We start from the raw sequence: 17,293 nt of genomic DNA, 5'->3' as shown, positions 1-17,293 counted from the left end.
ATCAGCCTTTCGTCGTCGCCACTGCGGCGTGTTCGGGGTCGTTCACCATGTCCTGCCAGCGGGGAGGCAGGTGGGGTGCGAGATGGTCGAGTGCGGAGGCCGCCAGCGCCGGCAGCGTGGCGGCGACCGCGGTGGACAGGACGAGGGCGGCGGTCACATCGGTCAGGTAGTGCACGCCGAGGTAGAGGCGGGTGCCGGCGGCCACCAGCGACACGCAGACGGCGCACGCGACGGCGATCAGGCGAACGCGTCGTGCGGACCCGGCCGTGACGACGATCGCCAGCCCGAGCACGAGTGCGGTCGCGCCGCTGACGTGACCGGACGGGAACGACATGGCCAGTTCGCGCGTGCCGACCTGATCGATCACGGGCGGGCGGTGACGCTCGACGGCGAGCTTCACGACCTCGCAGGCGACCCCGGCCACGCCCACGACGGCGACCAGTTGCACGGCACGGTGCGCGGCATGATCACGCAGCGCGAGCACGGCTGCGGCGAGCACCGTCCAGATGAGCACCCACAGCGGACTGAACGCCACCGTGACCACCTCGACCAGCGAGGTGAGAGCGGCCGAGCGGTGGTCGACCGTCCACTGCAGGACACTTCCGTCGGCCCAGCCCAGAGGGTTGTGATGCGCGACGATCGCCAGACCGAGCACCCACACCCCGATCACCGCGGCACACGAGACCCCGGATCGTGCAGCGTTGTTCATGACGCCACGATGCGTGGCGGCCGCTGTGGCAATCCTGGGTCCTCCTGAGAGGACGCTGAAACGCCGGGTCCGCGGTGATCGAGTCCGTGTCTAGGCTCTGCCGATGACCACCGTCGAGATCGGTGTCGGACGGCGTGTCCGACGTGCGTTCGGCAGCGTGCGAGTTCGACTGACGCTGATCGCGACAGCCCTGTTGGCGCTGGCGTTGGGAGTGGCGGCAGCGATCATGCTCGCTGTCCTGCATCAGTCCCTGCTGAACTCCGCCGACGCCGCCACCGCGAGCAGGGCCGCGGACATCGCAGCGACGCTGCGCACCGAATCGATCGCCGGCCTCGACCCGTCCGCGCTCGCGCCGACCGCCGACATCGACGTCGTGCAGGTCGTCGACAGCAGTGGGCGCGTCGTGGCGGCCACTGCCCGGGATCGGACTCATGCCCTGACGTCACCGGTCGCGGTGGGGACACGACGGGCCGTCGACGGCGCCACCCTCGGTGACAACCCGGCGGAATACCGGGCCACCGTTCTCGGTGTCCGCAGTCCTGCAGGGGACGCCACGGTCGTCGTCGGCGCGGCGGAGGGACCGATCAACCACGTGGTGATCACGGTCGCGATCCTGCTCGCCTCGGTGTTCCCGGTCATTCTCGTCCTGCTGGCCGCCAGCACCTCCTATGCCGTGGCGCGGGCGCTGCGGCCCGTGGAACGCATTCGTTCGCAGGTCGCCGCGATCAGCAGTGCGGACCTCAGCGAGCGGGTGTCGGAGCCCGCGACGCGCGACGAGATCGCGCGCCTGGCGACGACGATGAACGAGATGCTCGAACGTTTGCAATCGGCCCGGGATGCGCAGCTGCGGTTCGTCGGTGACGCCTCACACGAGTTGCGGAGCCCGCTGGTCACCGTGGTCGGCCTGCTCGAGCTCGCGCGCAACCGGGGTGAGGATCTGGATCACGCGACCGTCGACGAGATCCTGCTACCCGAGGCGCACCGGCTCCGGGGGATGGTCGACGACCTGCTGCTGCTCGCCCGCGCGGACGAACGTGGGCTCCCGGTGAGCGTCGAGGACGTCGACCTCGACGACATCGTCACCGACGAGATCCGACGGTTGGGCCAGCTGGGGACGGTCACCGTGGCGGCACATGTCCGCGCGGCGCGGGTCGTCGCCGATCGCGCGATGCTCCAGCGTGCGATCCGCAACGTGGTGGACAACGCACTGCGCCACGCCCGCAGCACCGTCGAGTTGACGGTCGACGTCGATCCCCGCGGCGGGGCGTCGGTCACCGTCGGCGACGACGGGCCCGGGATCCCGGTGACCGAGCGGTACCGGGTCCTGGAGCGGTTCGTCCGGCTCGATCCATCCCGGCGACGCAGCAACGGTGGCACCGGACTCGGCCTGGCGATCACGGCCGAGATCGTCCGCGCGCATCACGGGACGCTGACGATCTCCGCATCCGATCTGGGCGGTGCGGCGATCACCATCACCGTTCCGCCCGCAGGGGACGAGGGGGCCGATCAGCCGGCGTCGACCAGTCGATAACCGATCCCGCGGACGGTCTCGATCGAGGCGCACCCGAACGGACGGTCCACACGTTTGCGGAGGTATCCGATGTACACCTCCACGACGTTCAGATCGCCGTCGAAATGACTGTCCCACACCGCCTGCAGAATCTCGGTCTTGGTGACGGCGAGACCTTTGTTGCGCAGCAGGAACTCCAACACCGAGAACTCGCGTGGAGTCAGCGAGATGGGTGAGTCACCGCGGGTGACGACGTGTGCGCCGGGGTCCAGCGACAGGGAACCCGCGGTGAGGACGGTGGGACGAGAGGGGCCGCCCCGCCGCATCAGCGCCCGCAGCCGCGCGACGAGCACCTCGACCGAGAACGGTTTGGTGAGGTAGTCGTCGGCACCGAGGTCGAAGGCGTCGGTCTGGTCGTACACACCGTCTTTGGCGGTGAGCATGAGCACCGGTGTCCAGATGTCTGCCGACCGGAGTCGCCGCACCACCTCGTAGCCGTTCAGTCCGGGCATCATGATGTCGCAGACGATCGCCTGGTACTGACCGTGCAGCGCCTGGACCAGGCCGTCCTCACCGTCGGCAGAGACGTCGACGACCCATCCCTCTGCGATCAACGTCCGGCGTACCGTCTCTGCGGCATTCGGATCGTCCTCGATCACCAGGATCCGCACGTTCACACCCACCTCTCACCCACGAGAACTACACCACCCCGGCGACGCCACGGGGCGGTCGCCGGGGTTCGTGTCGCGTAGTGCTGACCCGGCGCGTCAGTGCTGACCCGGCGCGTCGGGGGTGTCGCCGGGCTCGGGGGTGTCGGTTGCCGCAGGCGAGTCGGGGGTGTCCCCGGCTTCGGGCTTGTCGACGGTGCCGGTGGCGTCGGGTGTGTCCCCGGCCTCGGGCTTGTCGACCTGGTTGCTCAGCGAGGGCGGTGGCGATGCCGGTGCGAGCGAATGCGCGATGCCGAAGCCCGCGCCCGTCAGCGACGCCGCGCCGATCACCGCTGCGATGGCCACCGTTCGCCACGTGCGATGGGACATGATGATCTCCGATCAGATGGTCGCGACCCCTGAAGGCCGGGGCTCCCTCGAGCCCGACTCCCACCATCGACCTCCGGCGCTGAGAAGCCCCTGGCAAGCCCTGAGACTGTGCCGAGTCGGCGCTCCCTGCCCGTCACACCCCGTACATGACGCTGGACAAGGCCGTGGTGCGCCGTCACAGCGTTCTCTCAGGACTCGGGGCGCATGGTTGGGGGGATCGACTCGGCCCGCTGTCTTGTGACGGCAGGGGATTCGTGGCGTGGCGGTGGTCGCCACAGTGGTCGCAGCAAGAATTCCAGACACACTGGGAACGAAGGCAGGAAGTTGTCGATGATCGAAGCACGCGGCCTGACCAAGCGGTACGGCGAGACGCTGGCCGTGGACGATCTCTCGTTCACTGTCGAGCCGGGCATCGTCACCGGCTTCCTGGGCCCGAACGGGGCAGGGAAGTCGACCACGATGCGGATGATCCTGGGTCTGGATGCACCCACCTCGGGGTCGGTGACCGTCAACGGCAAGCCTTATGCCGAGCATCGCCGGCCGCTGGCCGAGGTGGGGGCGCTGCTCGAGGCGAGGGCGGTGCACACCGGGCGGTCCGCGCGTAATCACCTGCGTGCAGTCGCCGCCACCACGGGAATCGGACGCGGACGCGTCGACGAGGTGATCGACCTCGTCGGTCTGCACGACGTCGCAGGACAACGAGTGGGGGCCTTCTCACTGGGGATGGGCCAACGGCTCGGGATCGCCGCCGCATTGCTCGCCGACCCGCAGACGTTGATCCTCGACGAACCGGTCAACGGTCTGGATCCTGACGGGGTTCGATGGATCCGGAACCTGCTGACCGGTCTGGCCGCCGAAGGCCGCACAGTGTTCCTGTCGTCGCATCTGATGAGCGAGATGGCCCAGACCGCAGACCACGTGATCGTCGTGGGTGGCGGACGTCTGCTCCGAGACCAATCCATGGCCGAGTTCATCGCCGACGCATCCGCCGACGTGGTGCTGGTGCGCTCACCGCAGGCAGACCAACTAGCTCGTCTCCTCGATCGCGGCGCGGTCGTACGGACCGTGCCCGACGGACTCGAGGTCGAGGGTATGAGCAGCGACGACATCGGGATCGTGGCAGCCCGGAACGGCATCACACTGTTCCAGCTCGCCACCCAGAGCGCCTCTCTGGAGGAGGCCTACATGGCACTGACCGACGAATCGGTCACCTACCGCGCCGGCACCGCGCATCGAACCCCGGAGAACGCAGCATGACCACCACCGCACATCCCGCCGATCGCGTCGCGATCAACAGTCCCGCCCAGCCGGTCACGGTGTGGCGGGTCATCACCTCCGAGTGGATCAAATTCCGGACACTGCGTTCGACACTGGCCGTACTCGGTGCGGCGGTACTCGGCATGCTGGTCATCGCGGGACTCGTCGCCGTCAACACCCGTCACCTCAGCGGAATCCAGCTCGAGGACGCCGTTCCCTCGGCGACCCTGCAAGGGCACTACCTGGCGCAGCTGCTGATCGGCGCTCTCGGTGTGCTGTTCGTGACCGGGGAATACAGCACCGGCATGATCCGGTCGACGTTCGGTGCGGTCCCCACCCGACTTCCGGTGCTCGTCGGGAAGCTCGTGGTGTTCTTCGTGGTGACCCTGGTAGCGATGGTGGCCAGCAGTGTCGTCGCGTTCACGGCCGCGCAAGCATTCCTATCGCAGTACCGCACCGGGGCATCGCTGGGTGACCCCGGAGTTCTCCGGATCGTTCTGGGGACCGGGCTCTACCTGACGCTGATCGGCACGCTCGGTGCCGCTCTCGGATGGATCATCCGCAGCACCCCCGGGGCCATCGTGACCCTGATCGCTCTGATCCTCGTCCTGCCGGTCCTGTTCGGTAACCTGCTCGGACAGATCGGCCGCGACATCGCGCAATACCTCCCCAGCAACGCCGGCGGGAGCTTCATCTCCAGTCTCCGCGAACCCACCAGCCTCACCCCCTGGATCGGGCTCGGTGTGCTCGTGGCGTGGGTCATCGTGCTGGGCCTCGTCGCTGCCGTGCGCGTCCAGCGCACCGACGTCTGATCGTCTGTTCAATTCCCGAAGTCCGTACTGTGACGGCGTTGCACCGCAATTGTGTATGTGCGACGAGTCTTGCCCCGTGCGTCAGGTCGGCCGATGGTCGATCGTGCGAGGGATCTTGCCGCCGGGGCCGCGGACCGGGTCCTCGACAAGTGCGCGGACCGAAACCGACGGCGCACCCGCATCGCGGAAGACCGCCCATAGGCAGCCGGCCGCGTGCGCGCCGACGGCTTCCGCGTCCGCTCCGTGGCGAGCAGTCAGCCGGACCGTCACGTGGTCGTCGGAGTCGATCGCCAACTGGGAGGTGACGACGTCCTCGAGGTCGTCGAGGGCGACCGTGAGCACAGTGGGGGATATCGAGACCTGGCCGCCCTGCGTCTGCAGCGAGATCAGGTGGCCGGTCCGACCGAGAACGTCGAAGGCGGGCAACCGGCTGCCGCATGGGCATTGGTGCTCATGGAAGCGCACCCGGTCACCCAGGTCGTAACGGATGATGGGCTGCACTCGCCGGAACAGGGTGGTGAGGAGTACCGAGTGCGATGTCGTGCCCTGTGGCACCGGCCGCCCCGCCACGTCGACGGGCTCCAGGATCACCCAGTCGGCGTTGAGGTGGTGGGCGCCGTGAGAACACCGTGCCGAGATGAACATGCACTCGTTCGCGACGTACTGCTCGGCGACGGTTGCGTTCGGCCAGGCCGTCAGGAGGCGCCGTCGGGTGGGGTCGGTCACGGTCTCCGAGAACGGGATCAGCACAGCCGGGTCGACGTTCAGGTGTCCGGCGATCTGGCGTTCGGCGAGCTGGGCCAGCACCGATCCGTAGGAACTGATCGAAGCGGGGTCGCAGTCCTCCAGTGCAGCCTCGATGACGGAGATCGGATCAGTGACCGGCACCAGGATGCGGCCGGCGCGGGCTCCGCCGTCGGCCCGCCGGTAGTACACCGCGCCCATGTGATGGCCGCGGTCGTTGATGATCGCGGCCGAGCGACCTCGCTTACGCGCGACGCGGAGGAGGGTCGTCGCGGATGGTCGCGGCAGACGAGACCGTAACGCGTGCAACACCTTCAGGGCGGACCGTTCGGTGACGAACCGGCCGGTCGCACCGCTCGTCCCGGATGATTCGCTGTACATGTAGTCGCCGAGGAAGTCGCGCGACCCTGGGTCGGCGCGCGCCACGTAGTCATCGACGGCCGCCGACGTCACCCTACGGTCCGTCGCCCACAGGTCGTAACGCTCCATCAGCCATGGCTTCGTCGTGATGGGGAGGTCATCGACCCGGGGTTCGGGAGGGACCGCGGCGTAGAGCTCACCGAACAGCGGGGAGTGGTTACGCGCATGGGTCACGAGATGCCCGAGACGACGGTGAACACGCTCGTCGATCTCCGAGGGGGCGGCGCGCGCGGCGCGACGGATGTCCCGGTCGAGCCATCGCGCGGAGCGTTCGACATCGGCGTCGGACGGTGTCACATCCCGATCAGCCATGCGGTCAACACTGCCAGATGGGCGTCGTCTGCACTGGCGGCCGAGTCGGACGGCATTGCCCGATTCGATCATGGCCGACGACTGCCCGCCGTACGATCCCGCCACAGCCTAGATCCGTGGGACCGCCGCATCATGGGGCGCCTGCCTGTTGTATGTGGAGGCAGGACCGATGCACCAGATGTCGTCGCGCGACGCCGCGTATCTGTTCCTCGGCGACCGGCACGCTTCGGCAACCGTCATCTCGGTATGGGTGCTTCGCGACCATGCCGACGGCACAGGGGTGTCGCAGGACGAGGTCCTGGCCCGGGTGCGGGCCATGACCGCCCTCGATGACCATTTCGTGTCCCGCGTACGCCACGTCCCGCTCTCTTTGGGCAGACCGTTCTGGCAGCGCGACCCGGAGTTCGACGTCACCAGACACTGTTTCGACCACGCCACCGGTCTCACGTGGTCGGAAGCCACCGTGGAGATCAGTCGCATCGGTGCGCGGCCGCTCGCGCCCGACAGGCCGCTGTGGCGGGCGCATTTGCTACCCGCGGTCGACGGGGTGCCCGGTCAATCCGGTCCATCCAGTCTTCTCGCGATCATGTGGCACCATGCCGCTTTCGACGGGATGCGTTGGACCGAACTCACCCGGTACGCCCTCGCCGATGCCGGTGAGAATCGCGGCCCTGCACCCGACGGCTGGCGGGTCGACGACGACGGTATCGGCCCTGCTGCCGCCGCGGTGCGAGAGATCGTCCTCGCGCCAGTGACCTGGACGCGATTCCTGGTGGGCATCCTCCGGAGCCTGAGGTCGCGCGAGCGGCAGAACGATCACGCGGGGCGCCCCGACGCTGTTCCGTGCCCGCCCACCCGGTTCATCGCTCGTGAACGCGGCGAGCGCGTGTGCTCGTTCGTTCCCGTGCCGTTGGCCGCCGTCCTCGACATCCGGCGTTCGTGTCCTGGTGCAACGGTCAACGACGTGATGCTCTCGGTGATCGGTGGTGCGCTCCGGGACTACCTGGCCGGCCTGGGTGAACCGCCGGCGGCCACCCTTCCCGCGCTCGTGCCGATCTCGACACGGACCGGTACCGACGGGCCCGTGAACCAGTTCGCCGCGTCGATCGTCGACCTGCACACCGACATCGATCACCCACTGGAACGCGTCGCGGCCGTGAGCGCCTCCGCGACCGCCGCGAAGGCACGTGTCCGCGCGTCGCAGTCGGAACGAACACCCGAGTTGCCCGGGCCGCTGCTGCGGCTGCTCGGTGGCGTGTCTCGCTCCAGCCGCCTGAACGCGAGACCCGCTGTGGCCACCGTGGCGATCACCAACGTCGGTCCCACTCGGGGCGTCGAGACCATGGCGGGATCGTCCGTCGACGCGATGTACGGCATGCAGACGCTCAGCGCCGGATGCCTTCTCGCCCATTCGATCCGCACCGTGCGGGACCGTTTGATCGTCTCGGTCACCACCGACGACTCCGTCATGGCCGACCCGAGCGTCTATCTGGGGTTCATCGAGGCATCGGTGGCCGCACATCGAGCTGCGTCCCTGGTCTGACGGGCTCCACCCGGTCAGTCCCCGGACGGCAGCACCCTGTGTTCACCGCGACGCAGCAGTCGCCTCGGCCGCATCCGCTGCGTGCGAGGATCGAACGCGCGGAACGGAATCCACATGACACAGTAGAACGGCATCTGCACGAGCACCGTCGTCCCCACCGCGCGCCACGCCCGGCCGACGTGACCGCGGCGCCGCAGGGTCCGTTGATCGCGCCAGCAGTACCGCAGGTAGACCGCCGGGGGTGAGAGGAATCGCCGGCCGGAGATCTGGGCGTCGGGGTGCGGGATGAGACCGATCCGATACCCCGCGGCCTCCAACGTCAGGCTGAGATCCAGGTCCTCGAAGACGTCTGTGCTCCTGGAACGGTCGGCACGAACGGTCTCCCAGGCACGCCGGGCTATGGCCATGTTCGACCCGAAGAGTCGCATCGACTCCGCCGCCGACGCGTCGCCCATTGCGAGGGATGCCGCGACGGAATCGGAGATCCGTCGCTGTTGGCGACGGAAGATCTGTTGCCACGGCAGATCGTGACAGCTACACAGGCCCGAGCCGGCGGCGAACTGGTTCCCGTGTGAAAAGAAGAAATCCCGCACCATCCGTGCCCACGAAGGGTGCACGCGGGTGTCCGCGTCGACGCGTGCCAGGACGTCTCCGGTCGCGACGTCGAAACCTTCGGACCGGGCGTGGATCACACCCTGTTCCCGAGCGTGCATCACCCGGATGATGGGGAATTGGTCGGCGAGTGCCCTCGGCGACCGCGACAGTCGAATCCGTCGAGTTGTTGTCGACCACGACGATCTCGTCCACAGGGTCGTCCTGGTCCACGAGCGTCCGGAGGCAGTCGGGCAGCATCTCCTCCTCGTTGTAGGCGGGCACGATCACCGACAGCTGCGGTCTGCTCACGCATCGATCGCAACATTCGGACATGGATCCGGCAAGTCGTCCCTTCGTGGGAAAACGCCGGGGGGTGGCCACGCATGTTCGGCGCGCATCAACGACGAAACTGTGCCGCAACCGATGGCTGACTGCCGGGCATCCCAGTCAGGGCTCAGCCGATCGGCGAGTGTCGCACCTGCCATTCCCGCGCGAGCAGGCGTCGCAAGGAGAAATTGCCGCGGTCGGGATCCCAGGCCCGGTTCGCCGGCAGCAATACCGATGATCGCATCACGATGACCACGTTCAGCACCCACGCTATGGCGGCCTCACGCGTCTTGCCGTGCACGGCGTAGGTCCGCGGTCCGCACGCGGCGTATCGCAGCAGACTCCGCGGTCCGGAGAGCAGTCGCCGCCCCGACACCGTGGCCGCCATTCCCGGCACGATTGCAAGCGAATGGCCTGCATCCTGCAGGAGAAGCGAACGGTCCAGATCCTCGAACAGATCACCGCGGTAGCTCACCTTGTCGGCGATGTCGTCCCAGGCGGTTCGCCGGATCGCCGAGTTCGCGCCCGACAACGCAGGAGCGGGAGTGATCTCCCCGTGCTTTAGATGGCGTTGTGCCCGTGCTTGCAGACGCAGGTTACGGCGAGAGAACGCACCCTGGAACGGAAGGTCGAACATGACCATGGGGCACGTCCCGGCGGCGATTCGCGGGTTGTCGCTGAAGGCGGACGCTATCGCAGTGGACCACCCGGGCTCGACCCGAGTATCACTGTCGACGCTGACGATGACGTCACCGGTCGCAGCGGCGAAGCCGGCATACCGTGCGTATGCAACACCCGGTCGCGGCTCGGTGATGAGAACAACGCGATCGTCGCCGACGGCCGCCTCGCGGACCAGATCGGGAGTTTCATCGGTGCTGTTGTTGTCCACCACGATGATCTCGGTGATGGGGCCGTCCTGTTCGATCAAGCGTTCCAGGCAGTGTGCGATGTCGCCGGCCTCGTTGTGTGCGGGCACGACAACAGAGATGCGCATCCGCCGACCGTAATGGTTTTCCGGTTTCGCGGTGTCGCCGAAGTGAACGACAAAGCCACCTCGGAAAGGGGTGACACTCGTGACCCACGCCGTCGAGTGCAGGTCGACGACGTCGTGTGTCCGACTGCTCCACCCATCACAGCTGCAGACAAGAAGCGGTTTCGTAGCCGTAGCCCGCAATGTGGCGTACGTTCCGCATGTGTCTGCATACGACGACGCTCCTCGTGGCAGGCGGCGGGCAGTGAGCCTGACCACGGCTGCTCGGCATTCGGTTCTCGCCCGGATCGGGGTAGCCCACCTTCACGCGAAGAGCCACTTCATCAGCGGATTCGTCGCGGACTTCTTCTGGGCCCTCAAGCCCCTCTGCTGAGACGCCGCAGACGATCGCGGGTGGCAGCACCATGGTTGAGAAGCTCGAGATTCGCGCGTCGGCCTGAGAAGTACTCGTCCGGGTCGGGGTACAGTTCCGCGTCCGGGTCGTCCCGGGAACGAGCCTGGGGACTGCTGACGTCTCCCGGGCCGGTCAGGCCTCGTGGCGTCCGGGACCGTCGACGGCGGTGGCGCCGGTCGGTGCGGCAGTGCTGCCGCTGGTCGCCGAGCCGCCTGTCTGCTGGGTGGCCAGCAGATCGCGGATCTCGGTCAGCAGCTCCGCCTCGGTGAGCGCGGCGGCGTCGTCGCCCTTCTTCGCGCTCAGTGCCTTGATCTTCTCGAACGGCAGGACGATCACGAAATAGACGACCGCGGCGATGATGACGAAGTTGATCGCCGCGGTGATCAGCGTGCCGAAGTCGACGAAGGTGTTGGCCTTGCCGCTGCGGATGAGGAAGCCGAGCCCCTCGGCCTGGTTCGTGCTGCCGAGCGAGTTGATCAGTGGCTGGATGATGCTGTCGGTGAACGCCTTCACGATGGCGCTGAACGCCGCGCCGATGACGACCGCGACCGCCAGGTCGATGACGTTCCCGCGCATCAGGAAGTCCTTGAAGCCCTTGAGCATGTGCCCTCCTCGTCCGATGGTCGATGTGCCCGATCACCCTATCGACCTCGGACTCTCGACGTCGGACGCACGCGCGGATCGGCGGTGCCGGGGGAACGATGTGCGCGACGACGACGACGTCAGGCAGGCGAGGACGGTGGTAGGCGCTGCCGTTGACGGCCGGGATTCACAGCCCCTCGACTCGCGGACGCCGGCGGTCCACGTAGCGTGAGGCGCGCAGCTGGTCTGCGGCGCCACCGGATGCAGGGAACTGCGTCCGTTGGCGCCGCATCGAGTGGGGATCACCGGCCGGGAGACCGGCAGGACCCCCGCGAGAGGGAACCCGGTGGGAATCCGGGACTGTCCCGCAGCGGTGAGTGGGAACGACCGTCGGCAACAGCACTGGGCCCCATGCCCGGGAAGCGTCGACCAGTAGGTGCGCGTCAGCGCTCGCCCATGAGTCCGAAGACCTGCCAGCCGTGTCCGCCGCGCCGCGGTGGACGGTTCATCGCCTCGTGGACTGGGCGTGTGGCCGGACAGGTGGGTCGCCGCACGGCAACCGTCGATCGGACGGGTGGTGCCGCGGGGCGATGGCGTCGTCGCCGTGCGAGAGCGTCGACGCGTGGTCCGGTGACCGTCGGGTATGGGCGATGGCCATCCGCTCCACATCCGGAGGTACGACCACCATGTCCGACATCGATCGCACGACAACGGATTTCCGCGCCACCGTTCTCGGTGCACCACGAATCGGCCCGAACCGCGAACTCAAACGCGCCACCGAGGCGTACTGGGCGGGCCGCATCGATCGCGAGGCACTGCTCGTCCAGGCCGGCGACCTGCGCCGAGACGATCTGACCCGTCTCCGCGATTCCGGCCTCGACTCCGTGCCGGTCAACACCTTCTCGTTCTACGACCAGGTGCTCGACACCATCGTCCTGCTCGGTGCACTCCCACACCGGTACGACGGGATCGCCGACGACCTCGACCGCTACTTCGCCGCCGCGCGCGGCGTGCAGTCGGTGACCGCGATGGAGATGACCAAGTGGTTCGACACGAACTACCACTACATCGTCCCGGAGATCTCGCCGGACACCACGTTCTCACTCCATCCCGAGAAGGCCGTGGCCGAGCTGGTCGAGGCGACCGAGCTCGGGGTGCCTGCGCGCCCGGTGATCATCGGTCCGATCACCTTTCTGCTCCTGAGCAAAGCGGTGGACGGGGCGGACGCGCCGATCTCCCGCCTCGACGAGCTCATCCCGCTGTACGCCGACCTCCTCGGGCAGCTGAAAGCCGCCGGTGCGCAGTGGGTGCAGATCGACGAGCCGGCGCTCGCCACAGATGTGACGCCCGACGCGGCAGGCCTGGCCGCACGCGTCTATGGCCCGCTCGGAGACTCAACAGACCGACCTGCGCTGCTGGTGGCCGGGTACTTCGGAGACCTCGGTGACGCCCTCGGTGCACTTGCCGCGACAGGGATCGACGGCGTCGCCGTGGATCTCGTGCGCGGTGACGTCGACCGCGTGGTCGCGTCGACGGGCCTCGCGAAGAAATTGCTCGTCGCCGGGGTGGTGAACGGACGCAACATCTGGCGCACCGACCTCGACCGGGCATCGGCGACTCTCGCGACGCTCCTCGGCAGTGCGCGGACGGTGGCGGTGTCGACGTCGTGCTCGTTGCTGCATGTTCCGTACACGATCGCCGCAGAGGATGGTCTCGATGAGACGTTGCGTCCCTGGCTGGCGTTCGGGTCCGAGAAGGTCGCCGAGGTGGTGACCCTGTCACGCGCCCTGACCGAGGGACGCGATGCGGTCACCGAGGAGCTCGCGGAGGCGGCGGATGCGATCGCGGCCCGACGGGCGGACCCCCGGGTCCACGACCAGGGCATCCGCGGCCGAGTCGCCGACATCGTCGCGGAGGGCATAGCCCGGGGCCCGGCCGCGGATCGGCGCAGGCAACAGGACGAGCGCCTGGGCCTGCCGGTCCTGCCGACCACGACGATCGGCTCCTATCCGCAGACCTCGGAGATCCGTCTGGCCCGCGCAGCGCTGCGGTCGGGCGAGATCGACGAGGCGGAGTACACCCGTCGCATGCGCGGCGAGGTGGAATCCGTGATCCGTCTGCAGGAGGAGCTCGGTCTCGACGTCCTGGTGCACGGTGAGCCCGAACGCAACGACATGGTCCAGTACTTCGCCGAGCAGCTGGACGGGTTCGCCGCGACCCACAACGGCTGGGTGCAGTCCTACGGCAGCCGCTGCGTCCGCCCGCCGATCCTGTTCGGCGACGTGTCGCGCCCCCGGCCCATGACTGTCGAGTGGGCCACGTACGCACAGGCTCTGACCCCGAAGCCGGTGAAGGGGATGCTGACCGGTCCCGTGACGATCCTCGCGTGGTCCTTCGTGCGCGATGATCAACCGCTGGCGGACACGGCCAACCAGATCGCCCTGGCGATCCGGGACGAGACCGTCGATCTCCAGGATGCCGGTATCGGGATCATCCAGGTCGACGAACCCGCTCTGCGTGAGCTCCTCCCACTGCGTGCGGCCGACCAGGCCGCGTATCTGGCGTGGGCCGTCGATGCGTTCCGGCTGTCGACGTCCGGTGTCGCCGACGCGACGCAGATCCACACCCACCTCTGCTACTCGGAGTTCGGTGAGGTCATCACGGCCATCGCCGACCTCGACGCGGACGTCACGTCCATCGAGGCGGCACGGTCGAAGATGGAGGTCCTCGACGACCTCAACGCGATCGGCTTCGGCAACAGCGTCGGGCCGGGTGTCTACGACATCCACTCGCCGCGGGTGCCGTCGCAGGACGAGATCGTCGAATCGCTGCGGGCAGCACTGAATGCTGTTCCGGTAGAACGGCTGTGGGTCAACCCGGACTGTGGCCTGAAGACCCGCAAGCCCGACGAGGTCCGCGAATCGCTGGCCCACGTCGTCGCCGCGACCGAGAGGGTGCGGATGTCACTGGCGTGACCTGATGAGGTGCGGGTCGGCTCATGGCCTGAACTGGCAATGGGCCGACCCGCGCAGCCCGGCCGCCCGAATCGAGCCGCAGCGACCGCGGATTCGACCCGGACGGGCCGACGAAGACGCCCCGTCGGCCCGCTCCCCGGGGCCTCTGATCCCGACCCCGCTCGACCGCCGCGAGGGCCAACCCGGTGAGGCGGTCAGAGGTTGATCTCGTGCCGGGATCACCCCGGACTGCGCGGGCGATGGGGCGACAGCGGATCAGCAATCACGGTTGCATCGTTCGGTCGCGACGTCCCGACAGCCCGCGCTAGTGGAAGACGACGGTGACCGGCGCGGCGAGTGCGGTGCCGGCGACGGCGTGGGCGTCGCGCTCCCGCATCGCGAGCATGACGACCGGCGGCCGGGTGTCGCGGGAACCCGCGTGGCCGGGCACCACCGCCACCACCGCGCCACGGACCAGGACCCTGCCGCTGTCACGGGAAGTGCCGGTGCCCTCGGGCTTGTCGGCCTCGGTGAGGACGTCGACCACGTCACCGGTGCGCAGGAGGTCGACGACGGCGTCGTCGGCGAGTCGGACGGGGACGAGGCGTGCGGACTCGTCGGAGGTCAGCAGCGCGGGAAGGCGTGTCGAGAGCAGTCGCCAGTCGGTGAGGATCTCACCGCTGTGCACGGGTCCGGTGACGGTGCGTCCCAGGCCGTCCCGCGTCATCCGGAGTGCACCGGGCGGAACCGCGGACGGATCGACCTCGACTGCGCGGAGGTCGGTGGCGGTCAGTTCCAGACCGGGGGAGAGGTCGCGGGCGGCGACCATGACCGTGGCGAGCTGAGTTCCCCGGTGGGCGATCACCGCCGACGTCACGGCGGCACCCACCAGCACGATGGCGAGGATGCGACGGATCGCCAGCGATCGCGTCCACCCCGGACGAAGAGCCACGCGCACCCGATCGGTGACGGTGGGATCGAGACGATGGTCCCGGGGACCCTGACGACGACCGACCATGCCCGCGGACGCTACGGACGCATCGCGTCCACGGGGTCATCGTCGTGGGGTCAGCCTGTGGACTACTCCGAGCTGTGGAGAACCGCGCGGCGGGTCAGGATGCGGCGGCGGTGCTCGACGACGAACTCGAGCCCGAGGAGCTCGACGAACTGCTGCTCGACGAACCGGCGGACGAGTCCTTCGAGGACTTCGCGCTGTCACCGGACTTGCTGCTCGAGTCCGACTTCGAGGACGAGTCCGAACTCGAGGACTCCGACCCCGACGACTCCGACCCGACGGTCGATCCCGACCGGCTGTCGGTGCGGTAGAAGCCGCTGCCCTTGAACACGATGCCGACCGAGTTGAACAGCTTGCGCAGACGGCCGCCGCACTTGGGGCACTCCGTGAGCGAGTCGTCGCTGAAGGACTGCACGATGTCGAACTTGTTGTCGCACTCCGTGCACGCATACGAGTAGGTCGGCACCGACATACCTCCGGGACTGAAGATCACGGGGCCCGGAACGGACCCTGTGAGAGTCTAGCGCGCCATCTGGCACTCGACCGACACGAGTGCCAACCACGGGGTCAGGCGGTCGTCTGCTCCGCCGGCTCGGGTGGCCACGCATGACTCCGCAGCCGATCCGTGTGGAAGAAGGCGACCACCGTGGCGACGGCGCACAGGCCGGCCGCTCCGAAGAGGACGTACCCGCCGTCGATGATGGAGGCGACGACGCCGCCGAGGACCGCACCCGTGATGAAGCCGACGTAGAGCAGGGCGTAGACCAGCCAGTCATAGACGGTGCCACCGCCGGTGACGTGGCGCTCCACGCCCTGGCCGAGTTTGACCAGCGTGCCCGTGACGTAGCTCAGTGGGATCGAGACCTCCCCCTTCTTGACGAACGCCGTGTTCAACGTGCCGACGGTGAACGCCACGATGATGATCGGGACGTAGGTGACATCGTTCTCGTGGAACCCGTTCAGGATCAGGTCGGTCATCCCTGCCGCGAACAGACCCAGGGTGGTCAACACCGTGATGCCGTGTGGGTTGTTCTTCCACAGCTTCCGGCGCAGGTACATCGCGACGGCCACGCCGAGGACGAAGGCGATGATCAGGATGCCGGCGTTCAAGGCGACCGGGCCGATGACGCCCCTCTCGCGGGTCGTGTCGAACCCTTGGAGTACCGCACGCTCGGTGTTGCCCGTCATGAACGTGACGAAGTACCCGTCTGAATCGAGGAACGCCGCGGCGCCGATCATCCCGGCCACGGCGGCGAGGAGCCAGGACAACTGTGCCTCGCGGCCGATCGCGTCTTCCCGCGTCACGCGGATGGTGGTCATGACGACGAACGCTATCCGGCACTTCGTGTTTCGGTCGGGCACGCGTGATCCGGTTCACAATCTTCACCACGACTGTAAAGAGAATCGGCGGCGACGTGGTTCGTTGTCCGGCCGAGCGGGGGTCGGACTGTCATCGGTCACCGGTCGAGGCGCCGGAACCCGCCCGCGGGCGTGAGGGCCCACGTCATCGACACGTCGTGGGTGTCGCCGGGCACCGACGGGAGCACCTCGTCGTCGTAGACCACGGCGGTGACCACGCCGCGGACGTCGACGAGTGAGCGGTCGTAGAAGCCGGCGCCACGACCCAGCCGGAAGCCGCGGACGTCGACGGCGAGTGCGGGGACCAGGACGAGGTCGGCGTCGCGGACGGCCGTCGGGCCGAGTCGCTCGCCGGTCGGCTCCAGGAGACCGAACCGTCCCGACGCCAGCGACTGCGGCCCGTCGAACGCGGCCCACTCCAGGGGCGCCGGCGGCCCCGGGAGACTGATGGGCAGCAGCACCCTCGCCCCGGTGTCGGCGAGGGCGGCGATCAGCGGTCCGGTCGGCGGTTCGGTCCCGACCGAGACGTAGGCACAGATGGTCACGCCGGGGCCGGTGGGGACCGGTGCGCCGCCCACGTGGGTCGCGAGAGAGACCCCGGCATCGCGACGGGCGGTCTCCGACAGCGCGTCGCGACGGCCGACGAGGTCGGCGCGCAGCTCGTGTTTGGCGGTCGCGATGTCATCGGGCACGCGCCCATCATCGCCGTCGGCCGCGCGGGACACGCGACCGG

Annotated in this window: 16 protein-coding genes, 1 pseudogene and 1 riboswitch; of the genes and pseudogenes, 5 read left to right on the top strand and 12 right to left on the bottom strand. The window is 68.3% G+C overall.

Annotated features, from left to right (window positions below; genetic code table 11):
- Window position 1: 1 nt before the first annotated feature.
- Window positions 2-709: a phosphatase PAP2 family protein gene (locus tag LX14_RS01220; protein ID WP_253645467.1), complete on the bottom strand. Its 708-nt coding sequence runs from the start codon at window positions 707-709 to the stop codon at window positions 2-4.
- Window positions 710-812: 103 nt separating this feature from the next.
- Here LX14_RS01220 and LX14_RS01215 point away from each other — a divergent pair, with 103 nt between their 5' ends.
- The gene (locus LX14_RS01215; protein ID WP_253645466.1) at window positions 813-2,240 is read left to right on the top strand and encodes a sensor histidine kinase; all 1,428 of its coding nucleotides are present in this window, start codon (window positions 813-815) and stop codon (window positions 2,238-2,240) included.
- On the opposite strand, the gene LX14_RS01210 is transcribed toward LX14_RS01215, so the two are convergent.
- Window positions 2,216-2,890, bottom strand: coding sequence for a response regulator transcription factor (locus LX14_RS01210; protein WP_253645465.1), 675 nt, complete (start codon window positions 2,888-2,890; stop codon window positions 2,216-2,218). The two genes, LX14_RS01215 and LX14_RS01210, sit on opposite strands and share 25 nt — an antisense overlap.
- A gap of 96 nt (window positions 2,891-2,986) precedes the next feature.
- Window positions 2,987-3,256, bottom strand: coding sequence for a hypothetical protein (locus LX14_RS01205; protein ID WP_253645464.1), 270 nt, complete (start codon window positions 3,254-3,256; stop codon window positions 2,987-2,989).
- Between the two features lie 330 nt (window positions 3,257-3,586).
- Between LX14_RS01205 and LX14_RS01200 the strand changes: the two genes are divergently transcribed.
- Both LX14_RS01200 and LX14_RS01195 read left to right on the top strand, forming a co-directional pair.
- Window positions 3,587-4,513, top strand: coding sequence for an ABC transporter ATP-binding protein (locus LX14_RS01200; RefSeq protein ID WP_253645463.1), 927 nt, complete (start codon window positions 3,587-3,589; stop codon window positions 4,511-4,513).
- The gene (locus tag LX14_RS01195; RefSeq protein WP_253645462.1) at window positions 4,510-5,325 is read left to right on the top strand and encodes an ABC-2 transporter permease; all 816 of its coding nucleotides are present in this window, start codon (window positions 4,510-4,512) and stop codon (window positions 5,323-5,325) included. The genes LX14_RS01200 and LX14_RS01195 overlap by 4 nt, the downstream gene beginning before the upstream one ends.
- Before the next feature lie 81 nt (window positions 5,326-5,406).
- On the opposite strand, the gene LX14_RS01190 is transcribed toward LX14_RS01195, so the two are convergent.
- The gene (locus tag LX14_RS01190; protein ID WP_253645461.1) at window positions 5,407-6,801 is read right to left on the bottom strand and encodes a phenylacetate--CoA ligase family protein; all 1,395 of its coding nucleotides are present in this window, start codon (window positions 6,799-6,801) and stop codon (window positions 5,407-5,409) included.
- Window positions 6,802-6,970: 169 nt separating this feature from the next.
- Between LX14_RS01190 and LX14_RS01185 the strand changes: the two genes are divergently transcribed.
- Window positions 6,971-8,344, top strand: coding sequence for a wax ester/triacylglycerol synthase domain-containing protein (locus tag LX14_RS01185; protein WP_253645460.1), 1,374 nt, complete (start codon window positions 6,971-6,973; stop codon window positions 8,342-8,344).
- A 14-nt stretch (window positions 8,345-8,358) separates the two neighbouring features.
- On the opposite strand, the gene LX14_RS01180 is transcribed toward LX14_RS01185, so the two are convergent.
- The 4 genes and pseudogenes from LX14_RS01180 to mscL all read right to left on the bottom strand — a co-directional run bounded on the left by LX14_RS01180 (window position 8,359) and on the right by mscL (window position 11,253).
- On the bottom strand, window positions 8,359-9,108 hold the full coding sequence (locus LX14_RS01180) for a glycosyltransferase family 2 protein (protein ID WP_301283248.1): 750 nt from the start codon (window positions 9,106-9,108) through the stop codon (window positions 8,359-8,361).
- Window positions 9,083-9,271, bottom strand: a pseudogene (locus LX14_RS21040) (glycosyltransferase family 2 protein); the annotation flags it as partial. The pseudogene LX14_RS21040 and the gene LX14_RS01180, both read right to left, overlap by 26 nt.
- 121 nt (window positions 9,272-9,392) lie before the next feature.
- The gene (locus tag LX14_RS01175; protein WP_253645458.1) at window positions 9,393-10,259 is read right to left on the bottom strand and encodes a glycosyltransferase family 2 protein; all 867 of its coding nucleotides are present in this window, start codon (window positions 10,257-10,259) and stop codon (window positions 9,393-9,395) included.
- 523 nt (window positions 10,260-10,782) lie between these two features.
- Window positions 10,783-11,253, bottom strand: a complete 471-nt coding sequence (mscL, locus tag LX14_RS01170) for a large-conductance mechanosensitive channel protein MscL (protein WP_253645457.1) — start codon at window positions 11,251-11,253, stop codon at window positions 10,783-10,785.
- Between the two features lie 315 nt (window positions 11,254-11,568).
- Window positions 11,569-11,704: riboswitch (cobalamin riboswitch) on the top strand.
- Window positions 11,705-11,918: 214 nt separating this feature from the next.
- Between mscL and metE the strand changes: the two genes are divergently transcribed.
- The gene (gene metE / locus LX14_RS01165; RefSeq protein WP_253645456.1) at window positions 11,919-14,207 is read left to right on the top strand and encodes a 5-methyltetrahydropteroyltriglutamate--homocysteine S-methyltransferase; all 2,289 of its coding nucleotides are present in this window, start codon (window positions 11,919-11,921) and stop codon (window positions 14,205-14,207) included.
- A gap of 304 nt (window positions 14,208-14,511) precedes the next feature.
- Here metE and LX14_RS01160 read toward each other — a convergent pair whose 3' ends face one another.
- From LX14_RS01160 to LX14_RS01145, 4 genes are all read right to left on the bottom strand, one after another.
- On the bottom strand, window positions 14,512-15,204 hold the full coding sequence (locus tag LX14_RS01160) for an SAF domain-containing protein (RefSeq protein WP_253645455.1): 693 nt from the start codon (window positions 15,202-15,204) through the stop codon (window positions 14,512-14,514).
- A 94-nt stretch (window positions 15,205-15,298) separates the two neighbouring features.
- Window positions 15,299-15,667 (bottom strand): FmdB family zinc ribbon protein, encoded by a 369-nt coding sequence (locus LX14_RS01155; RefSeq protein ID WP_253647841.1) that lies wholly within the window; start codon window positions 15,665-15,667, stop codon window positions 15,299-15,301.
- A gap of 101 nt (window positions 15,668-15,768) precedes the next feature.
- Window positions 15,769-16,521 carry a YoaK family protein gene (locus tag LX14_RS01150; RefSeq protein WP_253645454.1) on the bottom strand — a complete coding sequence of 251 codons (753 nt, stop codon included), beginning with the start codon at window positions 16,519-16,521 and terminating at the stop codon, window positions 15,769-15,771.
- A 137-nt stretch (window positions 16,522-16,658) separates the two neighbouring features.
- The gene (locus LX14_RS01145; protein ID WP_253645453.1) at window positions 16,659-17,252 is read right to left on the bottom strand and encodes a 5-formyltetrahydrofolate cyclo-ligase; all 594 of its coding nucleotides are present in this window, start codon (window positions 17,250-17,252) and stop codon (window positions 16,659-16,661) included.
- Window positions 17,253-17,293: the final 41 nt, after the last annotated feature.

The sequence above is a fragment of the Williamsia deligens genome (assembly GCF_024171765.1).
GTDB classification, from domain to species: domain Bacteria; phylum Actinomycetota; class Actinomycetes; order Mycobacteriales; family Mycobacteriaceae; genus Williamsia_A; species Williamsia_A deligens.
This window is presented reverse-complemented; position numbering and strand designations above follow the sequence as displayed.